Origin of the sequence: Oleiharenicola lentus, assembly GCF_051660365.1 — a bacterium.
Lineage (GTDB): Bacteria > Verrucomicrobiota > Verrucomicrobiia > Opitutales > Opitutaceae > Lacunisphaera > Lacunisphaera lenta_A.
Genome location: NZ_JBOZXB010000001.1, coordinates 2636703 through 2656850, shown reverse-complemented (window position 1 = coordinate 2656850; position 20148 = coordinate 2636703). Strand labels below are relative to the sequence as shown.

General features: G+C 60.2%; 17 protein-coding genes. 10 read left to right on the top strand and 7 right to left on the bottom strand.

Annotated elements, in window-relative coordinates:
• Positions 1-11: 11 nt before the first annotated feature.
• Positions 12-2663 (bottom strand): TonB-dependent receptor, encoded by a 2652-nt coding sequence (locus tag ACRRQW_RS10105; RefSeq protein ID WP_438481225.1) that lies wholly within the window; start codon positions 2661-2663, stop codon positions 12-14.
• Between the two features lie 169 nt (positions 2664-2832).
• On the opposite strand from ACRRQW_RS10105, the gene ACRRQW_RS10100 reads away from it, so the two are divergent.
• Both ACRRQW_RS10100 and ACRRQW_RS10095 read left to right on the top strand, forming a co-directional pair.
• The gene (locus ACRRQW_RS10100; protein ID WP_438481224.1) at positions 2833-3876 is read left to right on the top strand and encodes a LacI family DNA-binding transcriptional regulator; all 1044 of its coding nucleotides are present in this window, start codon (positions 2833-2835) and stop codon (positions 3874-3876) included.
• 278 nt (positions 3877-4154) lie between these two features.
• Positions 4155-4904, top strand: a complete 750-nt coding sequence (locus ACRRQW_RS10095) for an SIMPL domain-containing protein (RefSeq protein ID WP_438481223.1) — start codon at positions 4155-4157, stop codon at positions 4902-4904.
• 104 nt (positions 4905-5008) lie between these two features.
• On the opposite strand, the gene ACRRQW_RS10090 is transcribed toward ACRRQW_RS10095, so the two are convergent.
• A complete protein-coding gene (locus ACRRQW_RS10090; RefSeq protein ID WP_438481222.1) occupies positions 5009-6199 on the bottom strand; it encodes a KamA family radical SAM protein in 1191 nt (396 codons plus the stop codon).
• 173 nt (positions 6200-6372) lie between these two features.
• Here ACRRQW_RS10090 and kdpA point away from each other — a divergent pair, with 173 nt between their 5' ends.
• From kdpA to carA, 7 genes are all read left to right on the top strand, one after another.
• Positions 6373-8058, top strand: coding sequence for a potassium-transporting ATPase subunit KdpA (gene kdpA / locus ACRRQW_RS10085; protein ID WP_438481221.1), 1686 nt, complete (start codon positions 6373-6375; stop codon positions 8056-8058).
• A 130-nt stretch (positions 8059-8188) separates the two neighbouring features.
• Positions 8189-10261 (top strand): potassium-transporting ATPase subunit KdpB, encoded by a 2073-nt coding sequence (kdpB, locus tag ACRRQW_RS10080; protein ID WP_438481220.1) that lies wholly within the window; start codon positions 8189-8191, stop codon positions 10259-10261.
• Entirely contained in the window at positions 10258-10419 is a 162-nt protein-coding gene (locus tag ACRRQW_RS10075; RefSeq protein WP_438481219.1) for a hypothetical protein, read from the top strand. The genes kdpB and ACRRQW_RS10075 overlap by 4 nt, the downstream gene beginning before the upstream one ends.
• A gap of 11 nt (positions 10420-10430) precedes the next feature.
• Positions 10431-10985, top strand: coding sequence for a potassium-transporting ATPase subunit C (locus ACRRQW_RS10070; RefSeq protein WP_438481218.1), 555 nt, complete (start codon positions 10431-10433; stop codon positions 10983-10985).
• The gene (locus tag ACRRQW_RS10065) at positions 10982-13642 is read left to right on the top strand and encodes a DUF4118 domain-containing protein (RefSeq protein WP_438481217.1); all 2661 of its coding nucleotides are present in this window, start codon (positions 10982-10984) and stop codon (positions 13640-13642) included. The genes ACRRQW_RS10070 and ACRRQW_RS10065 overlap by 4 nt, the downstream gene beginning before the upstream one ends.
• Entirely contained in the window at positions 13639-14334 is a 696-nt protein-coding gene (locus ACRRQW_RS10060; protein WP_438481216.1) for a response regulator, read from the top strand. Before ACRRQW_RS10065 ends, ACRRQW_RS10060 begins: the two co-directional genes overlap by 4 nt.
• Positions 14335-14409: 75 nt before the next feature.
• Complete coding sequence (carA, locus tag ACRRQW_RS10055; RefSeq protein WP_438481215.1) at positions 14410-15582, top strand: glutamine-hydrolyzing carbamoyl-phosphate synthase small subunit; 1173 nt, start codon at positions 14410-14412, stop codon at positions 15580-15582.
• 263 nt (positions 15583-15845) lie between these two features.
• Here carA and kdsB read toward each other — a convergent pair whose 3' ends face one another.
• Positions 15846-16589 (bottom strand): 3-deoxy-manno-octulosonate cytidylyltransferase, encoded by a 744-nt coding sequence (gene kdsB, locus ACRRQW_RS10050; RefSeq protein WP_438481214.1) that lies wholly within the window; start codon positions 16587-16589, stop codon positions 15846-15848.
• An 80-nt stretch (positions 16590-16669) separates the two neighbouring features.
• Between kdsB and ACRRQW_RS10045 the strand changes: the two genes are divergently transcribed.
• The gene (locus ACRRQW_RS10045; protein ID WP_438481213.1) at positions 16670-16960 is read left to right on the top strand and encodes an HPr family phosphocarrier protein; all 291 of its coding nucleotides are present in this window, start codon (positions 16670-16672) and stop codon (positions 16958-16960) included.
• A 74-nt stretch (positions 16961-17034) separates the two neighbouring features.
• On the opposite strand, the gene ACRRQW_RS10040 is transcribed toward ACRRQW_RS10045, so the two are convergent.
• The 4 genes from ACRRQW_RS10040 to ACRRQW_RS10025 all read right to left on the bottom strand — a co-directional run bounded on the left by ACRRQW_RS10040 (position 17035) and on the right by ACRRQW_RS10025 (position 20140).
• On the bottom strand, positions 17035-17829 hold the full coding sequence (locus ACRRQW_RS10040) for a TatD family hydrolase (RefSeq protein ID WP_438481212.1): 795 nt from the start codon (positions 17827-17829) through the stop codon (positions 17035-17037).
• 134 nt (positions 17830-17963) lie between these two features.
• Positions 17964-18905 carry a DUF4097 family beta strand repeat-containing protein gene (locus ACRRQW_RS10035; protein WP_438481211.1) on the bottom strand — a complete coding sequence of 314 codons (942 nt, stop codon included), beginning with the start codon at positions 18903-18905 and terminating at the stop codon, positions 17964-17966.
• A gap of 69 nt (positions 18906-18974) precedes the next feature.
• Positions 18975-19334 (bottom strand): Spx/MgsR family RNA polymerase-binding regulatory protein, encoded by a 360-nt coding sequence (locus ACRRQW_RS10030; protein ID WP_438481210.1) that lies wholly within the window; start codon positions 19332-19334, stop codon positions 18975-18977.
• Positions 19331-20140, bottom strand: a complete 810-nt coding sequence (locus ACRRQW_RS10025) for a dienelactone hydrolase family protein (protein ID WP_438481209.1) — start codon at positions 20138-20140, stop codon at positions 19331-19333. Before ACRRQW_RS10025 ends, ACRRQW_RS10030 begins: the two co-directional genes overlap by 4 nt.
• Between the last annotated feature and the right edge of the window lie 8 nt (positions 20141-20148).

Here is a 20148-nt window from a genome sequence, read left to right as displayed (position 1 = left end):
TCCGTTTCCGCTTAGAATTTATAGGTGAAATCGACCGCGAACGTTTTGTCGCGGCCCATCTCGTAGCGGTTCATCGCGTAAGGATCGAGATAGCCTTGCTCCACCGGTTCGTCGGTCAGGTTGTTCGCCTGAAACTTCACGATGAAGTTTTTCGTGATCGAATAGCGGAGCGCTACGTCGAGGCGCTCCTGTTTGCGCAGCCAGTAAGTGGTCCACGCATACGCGCCGAGCGAGATCGGGCTCTCGCCTTTCCAATTATAGGAGACGCGGATTTCACCTTTCTTCTTCGGCAGTTTGTAGAACACCGTCGCGTTCGCCAGCCAGTCGGGCTGATACTGAAGCGCGTCGAGATGCACGGTTGTGTTGCCCGACAGGTAGTCCATTTCGCCCCACAATTTCGTGTAGTTAAACGAAGCGCCCAAACGATTTTCGAGAAAGCCGGGCATGCCCGGGATCGCGTCGTGCATCACGAGAAATTCCAGGCCTTTCATCGTCGAAGCGGTGGAGTTGCGCGGCGTCGTCACCGTCCACGTGACGCCGTCGATCACTTCCTCGACGGCCCGCGTGTAGATGTCGTCCTTGATGTCTTTGTAGAATGCGCCGAGTGAAACCAGGCCGCTCTTGCTGAAGAAATATTCCAGCGCGACGTCGTAGTTGGTCGCACGGCGCGGCATCAGATCAGGATTGCCGCGCGTGATGGTGAGCGCGTCTTCATCGCGACGCTCCGCCTGGGCGATGTGATCGAATTGCGGACGGCCCAGCGACTGGCTGAACGCGGTTTTCAGACGAAGATTACGCGTGAAGGAATGCGTCACGCTCGTCGACGGCAGGAAGTGATCATAACCGCCGTCGTAAGCCGCGAACGTGCCGTCGAAGATTCCGGTGGTGTCGAGCGGCGACAGCGCGTCGAAGTTCACTTTGTCGAAACGCACGCCGCCGATGAACTTGGTTTTTTCAAGGCCGTATTTCACCGACGCATACGCGGCCATGATGCGCTCTTTGTAGAAATAATCGCCGAGCCACGAGTTGTTGTTCGAGTTGTTCGCGTTGACGACCAAGCCGGGCTTCACGTTTTGCTCGAACTTCGCGTAATCGATCCACACGACCGGATAACCGTAGTTGTCCGAAAGAAAACTCGGCACGAAACCGGCGTCGCCCAGCAGGCTGTTGTTGGACGTGTAAGTGATCGTCTTGAGATCACGCCACGCTTCGGTTTCACGGACGTTTACGCCGACGGCGAAGCCCAAGCCCTGACTGGTGCTGGCGTAGTTCTTCTTGAAATCGAGGCGGGCTTCGTTGGATCCGACTTTCGATTTCGTTTCGTTGTCCGCCGCCGCGTTCATGCGGTAGTTGGCGACGTTGGCCAGCGGGTCGTTGTTCTCGATCGTGATTTTGTCCACGAGGTCGCTCATATCGAACGTGATGAACGACGCCGGCGGGCTGTAAGCGTAGGTGGTGGTCAGATCCAAATCATAGAACTGATTGGTGTAACGCCCGGCGCGAAATTCGAGCGCCGAGTCGGCGGTCAGCTTGCCCACCGCTTTGAAAATCAATCCGCCGGTTTCCAGTTCGAAGCGATCGTAACTGTAGGACGCACGCGTGCGCCCGATCTTGAAGCGGCCTAGTTCCGGACTCGGGCGGGTCAAGCCGGTGAAGGTCTCGACGTAGAATTGGTTGAGATTCTGATCTTCGGTCTGCTTGTAACCGAAACCCAGCAGCGACAGCTGCCAGACGTTGGAAACTTTATACTCCAGCTGCGCCGAACCACCGAAAGTTTCGGTGTAATGCGTGTAGTCCATCGGACGAATCAACGTCGGAAACGGGTGCAGGCCGTCCCAGTTCGACAAGTCAGCGGCGGCAGTCGCGCCAGTGGGCGTGTAGAACACGCGACCGTTCGCGTTACGTTTGGTGTAGTCGTAATTGCGTTGCCGATAAACGCCGCTGAGCACCACGCCGAATTGGCCGTCGCGACCGAGACGTTTCACCCACAATCCTTTCACACCGCCGCCGAGCGGTTCATCTTTATATTTTCCGCGACTGTTAACGCCGGGGATGTATTTGCTCGAGCCGGTCTGCTGGGTCAGTTGCCCGGTGATGTGGCCGATTTCGCGGCCGTTGAGCGCACTGTAAGGTTCGATGTTGGTGACGCCGCCGATGGCGCCCGCGTCGAGATCAGCCGTGAAAGTTTTAAACACACTCGTCGTGCGCGAAATCTGCGTGGGAATCAGGTTTAGATCGACGCGACGCAGGCCGTCGCCATCGCTCGCCGTTGAAAACATCGCGATGCCGTCGAACGACACGAAATTCAAATCCGGCGAGATGCCGCGCGTGGAAACGTAAGACGCCTCTTGCTCGCCATAGAGCGTTTGCATCGTGCTCACGCCAGGCAGGCGAATCATGGCGTCGGCGAGATTTTCATCCGCGAGATCACCCGTGTCGTCCATCGTCAGCGTGTCGACGACGCCCAGCGCTTCGCGGCGGTTGTTGACCGCTTCCTGACTGCGCAACGCCGTGCCGGTGACCTGAATCGTGTCCAGCTTCACGACACTGTCAGAGCCGTTCGGGGCAGTTTGGGCGAGGCTGAGATTCCAGCCGGTGAACAGAAAACTCGCGGCAAAGGCGAACCGGCCAAGTTGAGAAATGGGAAGAGGAGTGGTGATCATGATGGCGAAAATTGACTGCTGATTTCGTCAACAAACCCCGCCCGCTTAACGGCGCGTCCGGTGTTCGCTGACCACGCCCATCTAAAAATAAAATTTGCCCGTTAAGAAATTAGTCGCTCACTGGATTCGTTCAGTAACTCGTTATCTATTAAATCGTAACACAAACGCCATGCAATCGACACCGCTCCGTAACATTACGCTGATGGACGTTGCCCAAGCAGCCGGATTGAGCCGCTCGGGCACGTCTTACGCGTTGCGCGGCGACCGAAGCATTCCAGTTCACACGATCGAACGCGTGCGACAATTGGCCGACGAACTGGGCTACAAACCCGACCTCCGCATCAAAGCACTCATGACGAGTGTTCGGCGCCGTGAAGCCATCAACCGGCGCGAATGCCTCGCACTGATCTGGATGCACACCCCGCGTCCGCCGGAAAAGTTGCCCACCTATCTGGCGCACTTCGCCGACACCGTCCGAGCCGGAACGAGGCGTCGAGCCGACCAACTCGGCTGCTCCATCGAAGAATTTTGGATGGACGCGAACGAGATGAACCCCGTGCGCCTGCACCGCATCCTGCGCGCACGCGGCATCACGGGACTTTTGTTGGTGACCGCCAGCAGCACCAAACCAATCACTTTGGAGTGGGATTGGTCTCAGTTCGCCGTCGCCTTCATCGGGCACACGACGTTTTCGCCGCCGCTGCATCGCGCCGCCCACCATCACTACCTTGGAGTTTGCTCGGTCTTGCGCCGGCTCCACCAAGAAGGCTGGCGACTCCCCGCCGCCGTGCTCAGCCGTTCGGTGCAAGATCGCATTCACAACATGCAAGCAGCCGCGTTCCTCGCCAACCATCCCGAGCCGGCGACCGCCGCGGACCTCTTACAATTCAGTTCACCCGCAGAATTCGGAAACCTGGAACCCTGGCCGCAGGCACGAAAACCCGATGCGTTGCTCGTCGGCTGGCAAATCCAGCCTCACGAAGCAGCCATCTTGCGCGCGAAATTCCCCAGCGCCCGCCGCCTCGTGACGCTCGATTGGTATCCGTTCGGAGTCTTGCCTGGCATCGATCCCGGCAACGGCGAACTCGCGGCCAAAGCCGTCGATCTCGTGGTCGAGCAACTGCACACCAACACGCTTGGTTTACCCGCTCAGCCGGCAAACTTGTTAGTCGAAGGAATCTGGCGCGACGCACCGACATCTCCGACCCTATAAACATGAAAGGCGCCCCCTGCGGGACGCCATTCATGACCTAACACCAAGCAAACCGTAAGAACTACCAACAATGCCGTTCTCAAAACGCTCATTGTTGTTACTAGGAAAGACGCGACCCTTTCGAAAACGTTGAATCTTTTTCTAAAGATTTTTTGTGTGAATAAGTTTTTCGGAAAAGAGCTGGTGTTTCGCCCTGGAGACCAGCTGCTTAGGCGCGGGTGAGGTTTCGGTTTTAGGGTGCAATTTCGCGCCCCGTATCGTCGTAAACTGAAAAATCCATGAACGCCTCCCTCCCCGCCCGCCCTCACCTTTTCGGCCTTTTGGCCGGTCTCGCCCTCGCCGCCGCGCTCGCTTTTGCGGCGCTCGTCGTCGCCCGCGCGTGGACTCGCATCGCCGAGTCCCAAGTCGTCAATGTCACCGGCTCCGCCCGGAAAAATGTCCGCTCCGACCTCGTCGTCTGGCGCGCGAGTTTTTCCGTGGACGCCTCCACGCTCCTCGGAGCGCAGGAAAAATTGCAGATCGATCTGGCCAAGGTCTCCGCGTTCCTCACTTCGCGTGGCCTGACCGAATTTTCCACCGCGCCGGTGCAGATCCGCGAAATCACTTCGCGCCAGCGCGACGAAGACGACGGCACCACCAGCAGCGTGCGCGTCGGCTATCGCCTCGTGCAAAGCCTCGAAGTGCGCTCCGCCGAAGTCGACCGCGTGCCCAAGCTCGCCAGCGACACGGGCGAACTGCTCCAAGCCGACGTGCTCTTCGTGTCGGAAGGATTCGAGTTTATCTACACGCAAGCCAACGAAGCCAAAGTCGAGATGATGGCCGAAGCCACGAAAGACGCCCGCACCCGCGCCGACCAGATCGCGCAACAAGGCGACCGCGCGATCAAAGAGCTCCGCAACGCCCGCCAAGGCGTCGTGCAAATCAACCCGCTCTACTCCACCGCTACGAGTTGGGAAGGAAACAACGACACGAGCTCGATTGAAAAGACCATCACCGCCACGATCAGCGCGACATTCGCGCTGAAGTGAACCGCCACTTGCTCTCGTTCTCGTAATTCATTCTCGTTCTGTCGTCTGAAAATTTGCTTCAGGTGAACGAGTAAGAGAACGAAGAACGAGAACGATTTTTTCGCTCAGAGATGAATTTCCGCCGGCAGCACCATGCCGGCGTTTTCTTTTTCAGAAATCGGGTTCGCCTTCAGCGGATAGCGGAACGTTTTTCCCTCGAAGTTTTTGAAGACCACTTCGTCGTCGGTGATTTTTTCGAGATACTCCGGATTGATCGGCACCTTGCCACCGCCGCCGGGCGCATCGATGACGTATTGCGGCACCGCGTAACCCGTCGTGTGCCCGCGCAGCGCGCGGATAATCTCGATGCCTTTGCGCACATCGACTTTGAAATGGGCACCGCCCGTGATCAGATCCATTTGGTAAATGTAATACGGCCGCACGCGCATGCGCAGCAGACGATGCACCAGCGCCTTCATCACCTCGGCGTCATCGTTCACACCTTTCAACAACACGCTTTGGTTGCCCAACGGCACGCCGGCAAATGACAGACGCTCGCACGCGTCCTTCAGCTCCTGCGTGGCTTCTTTCGGGTGATTCACGTGGATGCTCATCCAAATCGGACCGTGCTTCTTGAAAATTTCGCAGAGCTCCGGCGTGATGCGTTGCGGCAGGAAAACCGGAATGCGCGAACCAATGCGGATAAACTCCACGTGCTTGATCGCGCGTAGGCGGCTCAACAAATGATCGAGTTTTTTATCCGACAACAGCAATGGATCGCCGCCTGACAACAGCACGTCGCGAATCTCCGGATGCGCCTCGATATAGCGCAGCCCTTGCTCATATTCCGGGTGAAAATTATAGTCCTGCGCATTGCTCACGAGCCGGCTGCGCGTGCAATAACGGCAATACGACGCGCACCGATCCGTTACGAGAAACAGCACGCGATCCGGATAACGGTGAACCAGCCCCGGGACGGGGGAGTGCGAATCTTCGCCCAACGAGTCCAACATTTCGCCCGTGGAAAGCACGGCTTCGTCATGACGCGGAATCAGCTGCTTGCGAAGCGAGCAATCCGGATCGTCGCGATCGATCAGATTGAAAAAGTAAGGCGTGATCGCGAGGGCGAGTTTATCCTTGGCAAACAAGCAGCCCGCTTTTTCGGAGGGCGTCAGCGTCATGTAACGCTCGAGTTGCTCCACGCTCGTGATGCGATTCTTAAGCTGCCACACCCAGTCCTTCCAGTCGGACTCCGGAACGTGGGACCACAGACCTTGGCCCGCGAACCAAGTGGAACGGTCTTCAATGTAGGGCATGTGAGCGCCAGATTGATAGCCGAGATGCCCGTGCTGTCAAATGAGCTGAACCCCATGATTACCGGCTCCAAACCTCCGGTAATTCCCCGTAACCCATCGTCTTAACGTTTTCTTAGCGCCCGCGCGGCCGCTCTTAATTAGTCGCACGTGCCTCGGTCGCGTATTGTTGGGACATGACCGCTGCCAACTTTATTTACCTGGGCGTATTTCTCTGTGCGTTACTCGCCGTGACTCCGTTGCTGGGCCGCTGGCTCGCCGCCGTGCTGCGGGGCGACACGCCCGTATGGTTGCGCTGGCTGCAACCGATCGAACGCGGCATCTACCGCCTCGGCGGGGTGCAGGAAAATACCGACATGACGTGGCGCAGTTACGCGGTCGCGCTGATCATCTTTAACTTACTCGGCGGCGCCGCCGTGCTCGCGCTCCAACTCGCGCAAGCGCACCTGCCGCTCAACCCGCAACAATTCGCCGCCGTGCCCCTCGGCGTCGCGGTGAACACCGCCGTCTCATTTCTCACCAACACGAACTGGCAGGCGTATTCCGGCGAAGCCTCGCTCAGTTATCTCACACAAATGGCCGGGCTCGGCGTGCAAAATTTCCTCAGCGCCGCCACGGGCCTCGCCGTCATGGCCGCCCTCGCCCGCGGCCTCTCGCGCAAATCCGCCCGCGGGCTCGGCAACTTCTGGGCGGATCTCGTGCGCTCGACGCTCTATGTGCTCGTGCCGCTCTCGTTCGTCTTCGCCATCGTGCTCGTCGCGCAAGGCGTCGTGATGTCGTTCTCGCCTTACTCGACCGCGACCACGCTCGCCGGCACCGAACAAGTCATCCCGCTCGGGCCAGCCGCCTCGCAAATCGCGATCAAACAACTCGGCACGAATGGCGGCGGTTTCTTCGGCCTGAACTCCGCACATCCTTTCGAAAACCCGACGCCACTTTCGAATTTCTTGCAAATCCTCGCCATCCTCGCGCTGCCTGCCGGCTGCGTCCATGCCTACGGCTTGCTTGTTGGCGCAAAGCGCCACGCGTGGGTCGTGTATGGCGTGATGTTCGCTTTCTTCATCACCGCGCTTAGCCTCGCGTTGTGGAGCGAATATGGATCGCCCGGCGCCGCGACCCTCGCGATGGAGGGCAAGGAAACGCGCTTCGGCGTCACGCCGAGCATCCTGTGGTCAACGGCCACGACCGTCGCGTCTAACGGCTCCGTCAACGCCATGCATTCCTCGCTGTCGCCACTCGCGGGCGGACTCGCGCTCTTTAACATGCTGCTCGGCGAAATCATTTTCGGCGGCATCGGCTCCGGCCTCTACGGCATGGTGATGGTGATCGTGCTCACGGTGTTTCTCGCGGGTCTCATGGTCGGGCGCACGCCGGAATACCTCGGCAAAAAAATCGAATCGTTCGAAGTCCGCATGGCCGCCCTCGCCGTGTTGCTGCCATGCATCGCCGTGCTGATCGGTTGCGCGGTGAGCTTCGCCTCCGCCTCGGCCAGCGCCGCCGTCGGCAATGCCGGCCCGCACGCGCTCTCGGAAATTCTCTACGCGTGGGGCTCGATGACCAACAACAACGGCTCCGCGTTCGGCAGCCTCACCGCCACCGGCGAAGTTTACACGTGGGGCGGATCGGTCGCGATGTTGCTCGGACGTTTCGGCGTGATCATCCCCGTGCTCGCGCTCGCCGGTCGCCTCGCGTCGAAGAAAACCGTGCCTATTTCCAGCGGCACCTTCCCCACCGATGGCGGCCTCTTCGCACTGCTCCTCGCCGGTGTCATCATCCTCGTCGCCGCCCTCACCTATTTTCCATCCCTCGCACTCGGCCCGGTGCTCGAACACCTGCTCATGACCGCCGGCCGCACGTTTTAACCCCACGGCAATTGACACTTAATAGGTGTCAATTCCTCCCGCCACCCTCGCTCGCTCACTCTACGCGCCCGGCGCTTACCACAATTTTAAATGACACTTATTAAGTGTCATGCCCCGGAAACCCTCACTCATGAAACCTTCTGCTGTCTCCACCTGGCAACCGGCACTGTTGCGTCGCGCGGCGCTCGATGCTTTTCGCAAACTCAACCCGCGCGAACTGTGGCGCAACCCGGTCATCTTCGTCACGGCGCTTGGCGCGGTCGCGGTCACCTGCGGCGCGGCGCGCGACATTTTTGCGGGCACGCTGACGGGCTTTACGCTGCAAATCACACTCTGGCTGTGGTTCACGGTGTTGTTCGCAACCTTCGCCGAAGCACTCGCAGAAGGCCGCGGCAAGGCGCAGGCCGATTCACTGAAACGCGCGCGCTCGCAAACTTTCGCTCGCCTGCTGCGTGAAGGACGCGAGGAGTGCATCGCTGCGACCGATTTGCGCAAAGGCGACACCGTCGTCTGCGAAACGCGCGACGTCATTCCCGCTGATGGCGAAGTGATCGACGGCATCGCGAGTGTCGACGAGTCCGCCATTACCGGCGAATCCGCGCCCGTCATCCGCGAAAGCGGCGGCGATCGCAGCGCGGTCACGGGTGGCACGCGCGTGTTGAGCGATCGCATTGTCGTGCGCGTGTCCGTCGAATCGGGCGGTGGTTTTCTCGACCGCATGATCAGCCTCGTCGAAGGCGCGTCGCGGCAACGCACGCCCAACGAAATCGCGCTCGGCATTCTGCTCGTGTCGCTCACCGCGGTGTTTCTCGCCGTGTGCGCAACATTGCCGTTCTTCGCGCGCTTTAGTGAAACGCTCGCCGGTCAACCAGGCGCGGTCGACGTTTCCCTTCCCGTGCTCGTCTCGCTTTTTGTGTGTTTAATCCCGACCACCATCGGTGGCCTGCTTAGCGCCATCGGCATCAGCGGCATCGACCGGCTCATCCGGCGCAACGTCATCGCCACGTCCGGTCGCGCCGTCGAAGCCGCCGGGGACATCGACGTGCTGCTCCTCGACAAAACCGGCACCATCACGCTCGGAAATCGCCAGGCGACGGAATTTATTCCCGCGCCGAACGTCACCTCCGAGCGTCTCGCCGCCGCTGCGCAACTCGCGTCACTCGCTGACGAAACTCCGGAAGGCCGCAGCATCGTCGTGCTCGCGAAGGAAAAATTCTCGCTCCGTGAACGTGACGTCGCCTCGCCTCACGCGATCTTCGTGCCGTTCACCGCGCAGACGCGTATGAGCGGGGTCGATCTCGACGATCGCCAGATTCGCAAAGGTGCCGCCGACAACGTCCGTGCGTGGACCACCGCGCAAGGCGGCGGGTATCCGCCCGAAGTCGCGGCTGCCGTCGAACGGATCGCCAAAGCCGGCGGCACGCCGCTCGTCGTCGCGGAAAACAAAACCGTGCTCGGCGTCGTATCTTTAAAGGATGTCGTGAAAGGCGGCATTCGCGAGCGCTTCGCGGAGTTGCGTCGCATGGGCATTCGCACCGTCATGATCACCGGCGACAATCCACTCACTGCCGCTGCCATTGCCGCGGAGGCTGGCGTCGACGACTTCATCGCGCAAGCGACGCCCGAGATGAAATTAAAACGCATCCGCGACGAGCAGGCGCAAGGCCGCCTTGTCGCGATGACCGGCGATGGCACCAACGACGCGCCCGCGCTCGCTCAAGCCGATGTCGGCGTCGCGATGAATACCGGCACGCAAGCCGCGCGCGAAGCCGGCAACATGGTCGATCTCGACAGCAACCCAACGAAGCTGATCGAGATCGTCGAGATCGGCAAACAGCTGCTCATGACGCGCGGCTCGCTCACGACGTTCTCGCTCGCGAACGATGTCGCGAAATATTTCGCGATCATCCCCGCGATGTTCGCCGGCCTTTACGCGATGAGCGGCAGCAATGGCCCGCTCGCCGGGCTCAATTTGATGGCCCTGCACTCGCCGCAAAGCGCGATTCTCAGCGCCGTCATTTTCAACGCGCTCATCATCATCGCGCTCGTGCCGCTCGCGCTGCGCGGCGTCGCGTATCGCGCGTTGCCTGCAACGGCGCTGCTGCGGCGCAATCTTTTCATCTACGGTCTCGGCGGACTTGTCGCGCCCTTCATCGGCATCAAACTCATCGACCTCGCGCTGGTCGCGGTTCACCTCGCATGAAAAATCCGCGAGCATTTCCGCATGAACAACTCAAATTCGCCATCGCGCTGATCGTGCTCGCGGGGTTGGCCGCGCTCGCGTGGTGGACCGATCCGAATCGCGCCCGCAACGGCGCATCGCGCATTCCGTGGCCGGCCGCGCCAGTCGCTAAACCCTGAATTCTTCTTCTATGAAAATCTTGTTTCACTCTCTCCGCGTCTTACTCGGGCTCACGATTCTCACCGGCCTCGCCTACCCGCTTGCGGTGTGGGCAGTCGGCCATGTCTTTTTTCGTGAAGCGGCTGAAGGTTCGCTCATCACCCACCACGGGAAGCTCGTCGGCTCCACCTTGCTCGCGCAAAAAACCACCGATGCTCGCTACTTCACCTCGCGTCCGTCCACCGGTGATTACGCGACCGTTGCATCCGGTGCGAGCAACCAGGCATGGACGAGCGCCAAGCTCGCCGCGTCGATCGCCGAACGCCGCGCCGCCGTCGGCGGTGGCGACAACGTGCCGACTGATCTGCTCACCGCCAGCGGCAGCGGGCTCGATCCCGAGTTGTCGGTCGAAGCCGTGTTGTTTCAAGCGGACGCCATCGCCGCCGCGCGTCGGCTCTCGCCCATTCAACGACATGCGCTGGACGATCTCATTGCGCGCCACATTGAAAAAGGACAGTTTGGTCCGAGTCGCATTAACATTCTCGAACTCAATCTCGCGCTCGACGTCACCTTTCCTCCGCAGTGAATTCCACCCGTCCCGATCCTGATGCTTTGCTGGGCGCGCTTCACGCCGAGGAAGCGCGAGCGCGACGCGGACATTTAAAAATCTTCCTCGGGATGTGTCCCGGCGTGGGCAAGACCTACGCCATGCTGCGCGCCGGTCAACGCGAGCGCGCCGCCGGTCACGACCTCGTCGCCGGCGTCGTCGAGACGCATGGTCGCAGCGAAACCGCCGCGTTGCTCGCCGGACTCAGCGTGCTGCCACGCCGCACCCTCGACTACCGCGGCACGCAACTCACCGAGTTCGATCTCGAAGGCCTGCTCGCGCGAAAACCAAAAATCGCACTGATCGACGAACTCGCGCACACCAACGCGCCGGGCTCGCGGCACACGAAACGCTGGCAGGACGTGCTCGAATTGCTCGAAGCCGGCATCGATGTGTTCACGACGCTGAACATCCAGCACGTCGAATCACGTGCGGATGCGGTGCACCAGATTACCGGTGCCGTGCAACAGGAGACGGTGCCGGACTCGTTGCTCGATCTCGCGGACGAACTCGAACTCGTCGACCTCACGCCCGAGACGCTGCTCGAACGCCTAAACGAAGGAAAAGTTTACCTGGGCGAACGCGCCGCCGCGGCTCGTGCCAATTTTTTCCAGGAATCTCATCTCAACGCGCTGCGTGAACTGGCATTGCGTTACACGGCTGAACGCGTCGATCGCCAGCTGCGCGAGATGCGGGTCGGTGTCGCCAAACAAACGGTGTGGCGCAGTGGCGAACGACTGCTCGTGGGCGTCGGACCGAGCCCGTTTTCCACGCAACTCGTGCGCTGGACGCGTCGCCTCGCCGCCGCGCAAGGCGCGACGTGGGTCGCAGTCCACGTCGAGCGCACCGCGCCGCTGTCACCCGAGGCGCAGCGTTTACTCGACGCAAACCTTTCGCTCGCGCGCGAACTCGGGGCGGAGATGGTCATCACGCAGGGAAACGACCTTGCCGCCGCGCTCGTGCGCACCGCACTGCAACACAACGCTACGCAAATTGTCGTCGGCAAACCGCGCGACGCGTGGTGGGAACGTTTTTCGCCGCGCGGCTCGCTCGTCGATCGCATCGTTCGCCTCGGCGGAGACATCGACGTTTACGTCGTGCCCGCCGAAACCGCCGGGAAACGGCTCTCGTTCGACGACCTCGATCATGAAGTGCGCAGTGGGGCCGGCGAATACGCGCTCGCGGCGGGCATTATCGCCGGGCTCACGCTCGTGGCGCTCGTGCTTTCGCCGAAATATTATCTGGCGATCGGTTTGGTGTATTTGCTCGCGGTGATCTTGATGAGCTTGCGCGTCGGTCGCGGGCCGGTGCTCGCGGCAGGCGTGTTGAGCGCGCTGACGTGGAATATTTTATTCATCCCGCCGCGCTTCACGCTGCAGATCAGCAAAGTCGAAGATGCCACGCTGTTCGGCACCTATTTCGTTGTCGCGCTCGTGGCGGGTCAGCTCACGGCACGTATTCGCGCGCAGGCGTTAACGGAGAAGCGTCGCGAAGGCCGCGCCACGGCATTGTTTAATTTAACGCGTTCGCTCGCCGAGGCGCGCACGCTCGACGAAGCCGTTTTCGCCGCGCTCCGGCAAACCGACACGCTTTTCGGCGCAAACACCGCGCTCGTGCTCGCCGACACTCGCGGAGAAACCACGCCGCATTTCGCGGGCTCATTCGCGCTCGATGAAAAAGAGCGCGGCGTCGCGGAATGGGTGTTTCGCCATCGCCGACCGGCGGGCCGTTTTACGGACACTTTGCCGGGCGGCGCGGCGTTTTACCTTCCACTCGTGCGCGAAGACAAAGCGGTCGGCGTGCTCGGCATTGCCGTGCCGGCGGACAAAACGCTTACGCTCGCGCAACGCGATTTGCTCGAAGCCTTCGCGCGCCAACTCGCGCTCAGCGTGGAGCGCGAGCATCTCCGCGAAGCCAGCGAACGCGAAAAACTCCTCGCCGAATCCGACAAACTTCACCGGGTCTTGCTCGACAGCGTGTCGCACGAGTTGCGCACGCCGTTGGCCGTGATCACCGGTTCGCTTGAAAATCTACCGTCGTCCGACGCTGTCTTGGGAGACACACTCGTCGCTGAAGCGCGCGCGGCAGCACGACGCCTCAATCGCCTCGTCAGCAACTTGCTCGACCAAACGCGGCTCGAAAGCGGCGCACTCAAACCGCGACTCGACTGGTGCGATGCGCGCGATCTCATCAACGCCGCGCTCGACGGCGTGCGCGACGCACTCGCGGGCCATCCGCTGGAAATCGTAGTCGCGGCGGACATGCCGCCGGTGCGCGCGGATTTTGCGCTGACCGAGCAGGCGCTCGCGAACTTGTTGCTCAATGCGTCGCGGCACACGCCAGACGGCACGCCGGTATTTGTGACGGCTGGCGTGGATCGCGAGGGCGCGCGCGCGTTTTTCACGGTGGCGGATCGCGGAGCGGGATTTCCGCTGGGAATGCGCGAGCGGCTTTTCAAAAAATTCGAACGCGGTGACGCGGCGCGCGCGGGCGGATTGGGCTTGGGGTTGTCGATCGTGCGCGGGTTTATCGCGGCGCAAGGCGGCGCCGTCATGGTCGGTGAGAATCCCGGCGGCGGCGCAGTGTTCACTATTTACCTGCCGCACACCCCGCCGCAGCCTGTGCCCGCTGAATGAGCTTTGCCCGCGCCACGCCTACGTTGCTCGTCATCGACGACGAAAAATCGATCCGCCGTCTGCTGCGCGTCACGCTGGAAGCGGAGCACTACAAAGTCATTGAGGCGGAAACCGCCCAGCTCGGTTTGCAGGAAATCGCGCACCAGGCGCCCGACGGCATCATTCTCGATCTCGGTTTGCCGGATTTGGACGGTCTCGATGTGCTCAAGCGATTGCGCGAGTGGTCGAAAGCGCCCGTGCTCGTGTTGTCCGTGCGCGAAGGTGAAGACGACAAGATCGCCGCGCTCGACGCCGGTGCCGACGATTATCTGACGAAACCGTTTGGTGGCCGCGAATTGCTGGCGCGCGTCCGGGCGATTCTGCGTCGCGTGACGATCACCAGTGAACCGGCGATCGCGCGCATCGGCGACCTCGAGATCGATCAGGCCGCGCGCGTCGTGCGCCGGAATGGCGGAGAAGTTCACCTGACCGGGAAAGAATACGCGTTATTGCAACTGCTTGTGCAGCATCGTGGCAAGGTGGTGACGCATCGTCAGATTTTGCGTGAACTCTGGGGGCCGACGGCGGAGGAAAATACGCATTACCTGCGCGTGCACATGACGCACCTCCGCCAAAAATTGGAGGCTGAGCCCCACACGCCGCGGCACCTGCGGACGGAGGCGGGAATCGGTTATCGGCTAGTCGAAAACTGAGCCCGGCATAATTCTGGGGCGCAGTCTCGAAAACCACTAGACAGGCAGGGGTTAACTGCTTTTCGTGCTTCTTTAATGTCAGCTACCAAACCTGCGATTTTAGCACTCGAAGACGGCAGCGTATTCCGCGGCGTGGCCTTTGGCGCCGACGCCACCATCGCTGGCGAATGCGTTTTCAACACCTCGATGACCGGCTATCAGGAAATCCTCACGGATCCCTCCTACTTCGGCCAGATCGTGACGCTCACCGCCGTGCAAATCGGCAACTACGGCGTCAACGTGGAAGACGAGGAACATTCCGCGCCGCGCGCCAGCGGTTTGGTGGTGCGTGAGATTTCTCCGGTCGTCAGCAACTGGCGCAGCACGATGTCGCTGACGGATTACCTGAAAAAATACGGTATTCCCGGCATCAGCGAAATCGACACCCGCGCGCTGACGAAAAAGCTCCGCGTCGATGGCGCGATGAAGAGCTGTCTCAGCACACTTCCCCTCACCGACGCCGAAGCGGTCGCGAGAGCGAAGGGTTGGCAGGACATGGCCGGCAGCGACTACGTCAAAGAGACGACCTGCAAAGCGCCGTATCATTGGCGCGCGGAGGACGCCGCCCGGTTCAACGCCCAATATCTTCCCGTCGGCACGACCAGCGGCGCGACGCACACGCCCGCGAAACGTTTCAAGGTCGCCGCGTTCGATTACGGCGCGAAATACACGATTTTCCGCAAACTCGTGCGCCACGGATTCGACGTGCACGTGTTTCCGGCCACCGCGACCGCTGAACAAGTCCGCGAATACGGCGTCGATGGCGTTTTCCTTTCGAACGGTCCTGGCGATCCGGCAGCGTTGCCCTACATCCACAAAACGGTTTCCGGCCTGCTGCCAGATTACCCGATCTTCGGCATTTGCCTGGGCAACCAGATGCTCACGCACGCGCTCGGCGGCACGACGTTCAAGCTGAAGTTTGGCCACCGCGGCGGCAATCAGCCGGTCAAGAATCTCGAAACCGGCAAAGTTTCCATCACCGCGCAAAACCACGGTTTCGCCGCTGATCCGAAGTCGCTCGAAAATCGCGGCGCGATCATCACCGAGATCAACCTGAATGACAACACGGTCGAAGGCCTGCGTCACAAGGAACTCCCGGTGTTCAGCGTCCAATATCACCCGGAAGCCGCTCCCGGTCCGAACGATGCTGACCCACTTTTCACGGACTTCTACAAGCTGATCGAAAAGCGCAAGGCCGGTAAGATCTGATTTCGGAATGTGGAAATCAGGAACGCAGGAATTTAGAACGCTGCGGTCTTTAGGTAGGGGCGGTTATCCTTAATCGCCCTTTTTTTATTTTTCGAAAACCGCGCGATGTGGCGCGCAAGCGCGCCATCTAAGAGTATCCTTTGGAGACGGGGCCATTAGCCCCGCGAGTTTGCATTTTCGCACGTGATGCCTCCCGGGGCTTATGGCCCTGCCTCCAGATAATCGCTCGCTGCCTTGTTCTTGATCCCCTGAGTCCGATTAGATCAGCCCAGATGCGCCTCGAACTTCGCCGCATCATCCGGCGTGTCGACGCCGATGGTCGGGTCGGCGGTGACATCGATGGCGATCGGGTAACCGTTTTCGAGCACACGGAGCTGTTCGAGTTTTTCGATTTGCTCGAGTTGGCCCATCGGGAGCGAGGCGAACTTTTCGAGGAAGTCCGCTTTGTAAGCGTAAAGCCCAAGGTGTTTGTGACACGGATTGGCCTGCACCCACGCATCAGTGACTTTGCCGGCGAGGTCGCGCGCATACGGCATGGACGAACGCGAGAAATACAACGAGCGCCCGTTTTGCGTCATCACGACCTTCACTTGGTTGGGATTCGCGAAATCCTCCGTGCGTTTGAACGGCGTGCACAGCGTCGCCATCGGACATTCGCCTTGAATCAGCCGCGCCAGTGCATGGAGCTGACCCGCGCTCACCAGCGGTTCGTCAGCCTGCACATTTAACACGTAACTCGCACGCACCGTGCGGTTTGCCTCGGCGATGCGGTCGGTGCCACTTTGATGCTGAAGCGAAGTCTTGATCGCACGGAAGCCAGCGCTTTCGACGCATTCCCCCAGCAGATCGTCATCCACCGCAAACCACAGCGGATAATCCGGCGTCTGTGACGCGATTCGTTCCGCCACCCACAAAAGCAGGGGTTTGCCTTTGATTCTGTGCAACAGCTTGCGCGGGAAGCGGGTAGATTCCAACCGGCAGGGCACGATGATTGCAAACGCGGGCATATGGGGTCTTTATAGTTGCCAGCCACGGCATCAACCGCCTTTTAACGTTTCCTTTTAAACCGTCCCTTTTGACCAATTTCATGAGCGATCCAGCAACGTCCGCCACCCACACGAAGGAACTCCTCGTGCAAAACAAGATGGGCATTCATGCCCGTCCGGCGGCCATGATCGTGCGCGTCACGAACAAGTTTAAGTCCGAAGTGTTCGTCGAAAAAGACGAAGAACAAGTGAACGGCAAAAGCATCATGGGCCTCATGATGCTCGCCGCGGCGAAAGGCACGAAAGTGAAGTTTGTCGCGACCGGCGACGATGCCCCGCAGATGCTCACCGAACTCGAAGCGCTCTTCGCCAAGAAGTTCGACGAAGCGTAAGCACGCTTCAGTCCTGTAGGTTGGGCTCTATGCCCGACTCAGATTACGATGTCGGACATAAAGCCCGACCTACGCTAGATCACATAGAATTTCCGCGCGTTGGCCGTGCTCACCCGCGCCAGTTCTTCGTAGCTCACGCCAAACACGCCCGCGCTGAATTCCGCCGTGTGCCGCAGATACGCCGGCTCGTTCGGCTTTCCCCGATGCGGCGTAGGAGTTAGGTAAGGCGCATCGGTTTCGATCATGAAACGCCCCAAGCCTTGCGCGAGCGCCGCCGCCCGCACCATTTCAGCGCTCTTGTAAGTAATGATGCCGGTAAACGAACCATAGCCGCCGCGCTTCACCAGTTCGCTCATTTCATTCGGCCCTTCCGTGAAACAGTGAAACACCACGCGTTCCCACGCCACCCCGGACGCATCGACCATCTCGACACACTCGGCAAAGGCGCCACGCGAGTGCACCACGACCGGGCAATCCAGTTTCTTCGCCAGCCGCAGCTGCTCGGCGAATGCGCCACGCTGCCACGCGAAAATCGTCTCCGCCTCAGCAACATCTTTCGGCAAGTGAAAGCGATCCAGTCCGCACTCCCCAAGCGCAACTGGCTTCACCGCGTCATGCCAATACGCTTCGAGTTGCGCGACACTGTGCACCCACTGCTCGCCCACGCTGCACGGATGCAAGCCCGCCGTGTAATGAATGAAGCCCGCATGCTCGCGCGCAAGATTCCGGTAAAGGGCCCAATCATCCGTATCCGTGCCGATCGTCACCAACGCCTCCACGCCAGCCCCGCGCGCGCGATCCAAGATTGCCGGCAGTTCGCCGCGTTTTTCGAAGCTTTCGAGGTGCGTATGCGTATCAATCAAACCCATGCGCCCCACCATTCAGCCGCGCGCGCAAATCGTCCAAACAAAAACCACGCACCCATCTCCGCACCCATAAACGCGAGGAGCCGACACTTTCGTGCCGGCCCCCTTTGCACACACACCTGGTTTGCTAGGTGAAATTATTTCGTGCGGATCTGCACGTCGCCGCCGCTGGAGCGCAGCTTGAGTTTCGGGCCGCCGCCGTTGACCTTGCCGATGAGTTGCCGTTTGCCGATGCCGCCTTTTTCGATCGTGATCGTCAGGCCTTCGGCTTCGACATCGCCACCGCTCGTGCTGGCATCAAGATCGAACGCGGCGCTTTTCAACACCGTTACTTTTACTTCACCGCCGGAAGTCGAGAGTGTCGCATCATTCTTCAACGGCTCGGTGATCGTGGCCGTCACATCACCTCCTGACGTGGTCGCGCTGATCAGTTGAGCCACGGAATCGATATGCACATCGCCGCCTGACGTGGAAACTTCTGTCGGGCCGCCGGCGCGGGAGACTTTGATATCGCCGCCGCTGGTGCGGAGTTTCGCGCGAGCCGTGCCTTCTTTCAGCGTGATGTCGCCACCAGAAGTATGGCCGTCCACTTCGCCGGCGATACGGTCGAGGCGGAGATCGCCACCGCTGGTCTTGAGCTTCGCGTTGCCGTTGAGCGAGGCGACTTCGATGTCCCCACCGGAAGTGGTGAGGTTCACGTTAAAAAACTTCGGCACCGTCACCGTAAAACTGACTTTGACCGGCGGCCACATGCCCACGCGAAAACCAGAGCTGGGCTTCTCGTATTTCGCTTCCGCGGTGACGTCGTTGCCGTTCTGCGTAAAATCCAATGCGAGCTTCTTTAAAATCTCATCGGCTTCTGCGTCAGAATCTGTGCGAAAAAACTGCGTGGCCGTAATCCGCACTTCATTCACGTCAGCGGTGTTAATCGTGATGTCGCCCCCTTCCGTGGTCGCCTTGAACGTCCCGTTGGGTTGCACGGCGAATACTTTTTCGACGGTGCGCGTGAGCCTCGCTTGAAGTGCGCCGGGCGCGAGCAGGGTGAGTCCTAAGGCGGCAAGGGTGAGCAATGTTTTCATAGGGTGGTGTGTAGTAAAGAACACGCCGCCCGCTGAAAAGTTACCGCTTTTTTCAGGAAATCTCGCCCTTTACCCCAACGCCTCGGTCCACGCGGCTTCGTTAAATCCCACCAGCCCCACGCCTGCTCCGACGACAAACGGCCGTTTCACCAAACTTCCGTTTTGAGAAAGGAGTTTGAGCGCTTCGTCCGTTGTCAGCTTCGGCAATTTCTCCGCCATATTTAGGGCGCGGTATTCGATGCCGGAGGAATTGAACAGCTTGCCGAGTTTGCCGTCTTGCGCGGCGAGTTGGGCGCTCAGCTCGGGCAAGGTGGGCGGCGTCTCGCGAATCGGTTTTTCTGTGAACGCGACGTTATGAGCGCGCAGCCATTTCACGGCATCTTTGCACGTGCTGCACTGCTTTAGCGTATAAACGGTGACGGCGCTCATGATTTTGTTTCCGCAAAGATTTCTTTTAAGAACAACTTCAGGTGCGCCCACGAACGCTTGTCGGCGGCTTCGTTGTATCTCACGGGCAACTGGTTTTCCGCGCCGAGTTTGTCCGCTTCCGGATTAGTGAACGCGTGCGTCGCTCCCGAGTAACTCACGAATTGATAATCAAATTTCCCGTCGTTCACCGATTTCGTAAACGCCGCGATTTCGCCCGCGCTCACAAATTCGTCCGCCGCACCGTGACAAATGAGGAAGCGTGCTTTGTTTTTCGCAATCGCCTCCGCCGACGCCGGCACGAGATTGCCGTGGAAGCTCACCATCCCCGCCAACGGCGCGCCACTGTAAGCGAGCAACTGCACCGCCGTGCCGCCAAAACAATAACCGATCGCTGCGACACGTTTCGCATCCACGAATCCTGACGCGAGCAACTGCGCGAGCGCCGCTTGCGTGCGATCCACCATCAGCGACGTGCCATGAAAAGGTGCCGATAACTCGGTGGCTTTTTTCTTATCCCGCGTCGTCACGCCGCCGCCATACATATCCACCGCGAACGCGACGTAACCGAGCTTCGCGAGCTGCGTGGCGCGACCTTTCGCGAAATCGGTGAGCCCCCACCATTCCGGCACCACCAACACCCCGGGCGCCGGCTTGGCTGCGCTGACTTTTGCGTCGTCGTAAACGATCCAGCTTTCGAGCTTCACGCCGCCTTGGTCATAGGCGACTGCTTGACTGACAATCTTGGCGTGAGCCGACACTGCGGCGAACACTGCCGTCAGCACCAATGCGTATCGGGATAATTTCATCCTGCGCA

What these genes read in the sequence shown, in the direction of transcription:
- ACRRQW_RS10105 (WP_438481225.1), bottom strand. Translation starts at nt 2,663, where the DNA reads ATGATCACCACTCCTCTTCCCATTTCTCAACTTGGCCGGTTCGCCTTT.
- ACRRQW_RS10100 (WP_438481224.1), top strand. Translation starts at nt 2,833, where the DNA reads ATGCAATCGACACCGCTCCGTAACATTACGCTGATGGACGTTGCCCAA.
- ACRRQW_RS10095 (WP_438481223.1), top strand. Translation starts at nt 4,155, where the DNA reads ATGAACGCCTCCCTCCCCGCCCGCCCTCACCTTTTCGGCCTTTTGGCC.
- ACRRQW_RS10090 (WP_438481222.1), bottom strand. Translation starts at nt 6,199, where the DNA reads ATGCCCTACATTGAAGACCGTTCCACTTGGTTCGCGGGCCAAGGTCTG.
- kdpA (WP_438481221.1), top strand. Translation starts at nt 6,373, where the DNA reads ATGACCGCTGCCAACTTTATTTACCTGGGCGTATTTCTCTGTGCGTTA.
- kdpB (WP_438481220.1), top strand. Translation starts at nt 8,189, where the DNA reads ATGAAACCTTCTGCTGTCTCCACCTGGCAACCGGCACTGTTGCGTCGC.
- ACRRQW_RS10075 (WP_438481219.1), top strand. Translation starts at nt 10,258, where the DNA reads ATGAAAAATCCGCGAGCATTTCCGCATGAACAACTCAAATTCGCCATC.
- ACRRQW_RS10070 (WP_438481218.1), top strand. Translation starts at nt 10,431, where the DNA reads ATGAAAATCTTGTTTCACTCTCTCCGCGTCTTACTCGGGCTCACGATT.
- ACRRQW_RS10060 (WP_438481216.1), top strand. Translation starts at nt 13,639, where the DNA reads ATGAGCTTTGCCCGCGCCACGCCTACGTTGCTCGTCATCGACGACGAA.
- carA (WP_438481215.1), top strand. Translation starts at nt 14,410, where the DNA reads ATGTCAGCTACCAAACCTGCGATTTTAGCACTCGAAGACGGCAGCGTA.
- kdsB (WP_438481214.1), bottom strand. Translation starts at nt 16,589, where the DNA reads ATGCCCGCGTTTGCAATCATCGTGCCCTGCCGGTTGGAATCTACCCGC.
- ACRRQW_RS10045 (WP_438481213.1), top strand. Translation starts at nt 16,670, where the DNA reads ATGAGCGATCCAGCAACGTCCGCCACCCACACGAAGGAACTCCTCGTG.
- ACRRQW_RS10040 (WP_438481212.1), bottom strand. Translation starts at nt 17,829, where the DNA reads ATGGGTTTGATTGATACGCATACGCACCTCGAAAGCTTCGAAAAACGC.
- ACRRQW_RS10035 (WP_438481211.1), bottom strand. Translation starts at nt 18,905, where the DNA reads ATGAAAACATTGCTCACCCTTGCCGCCTTAGGACTCACCCTGCTCGCG.
- ACRRQW_RS10030 (WP_438481210.1), bottom strand. Translation starts at nt 19,334, where the DNA reads ATGAGCGCCGTCACCGTTTATACGCTAAAGCAGTGCAGCACGTGCAAA.
- ACRRQW_RS10025 (WP_438481209.1), bottom strand. Translation starts at nt 20,140, where the DNA reads ATGAAATTATCCCGATACGCATTGGTGCTGACGGCAGTGTTCGCCGCA.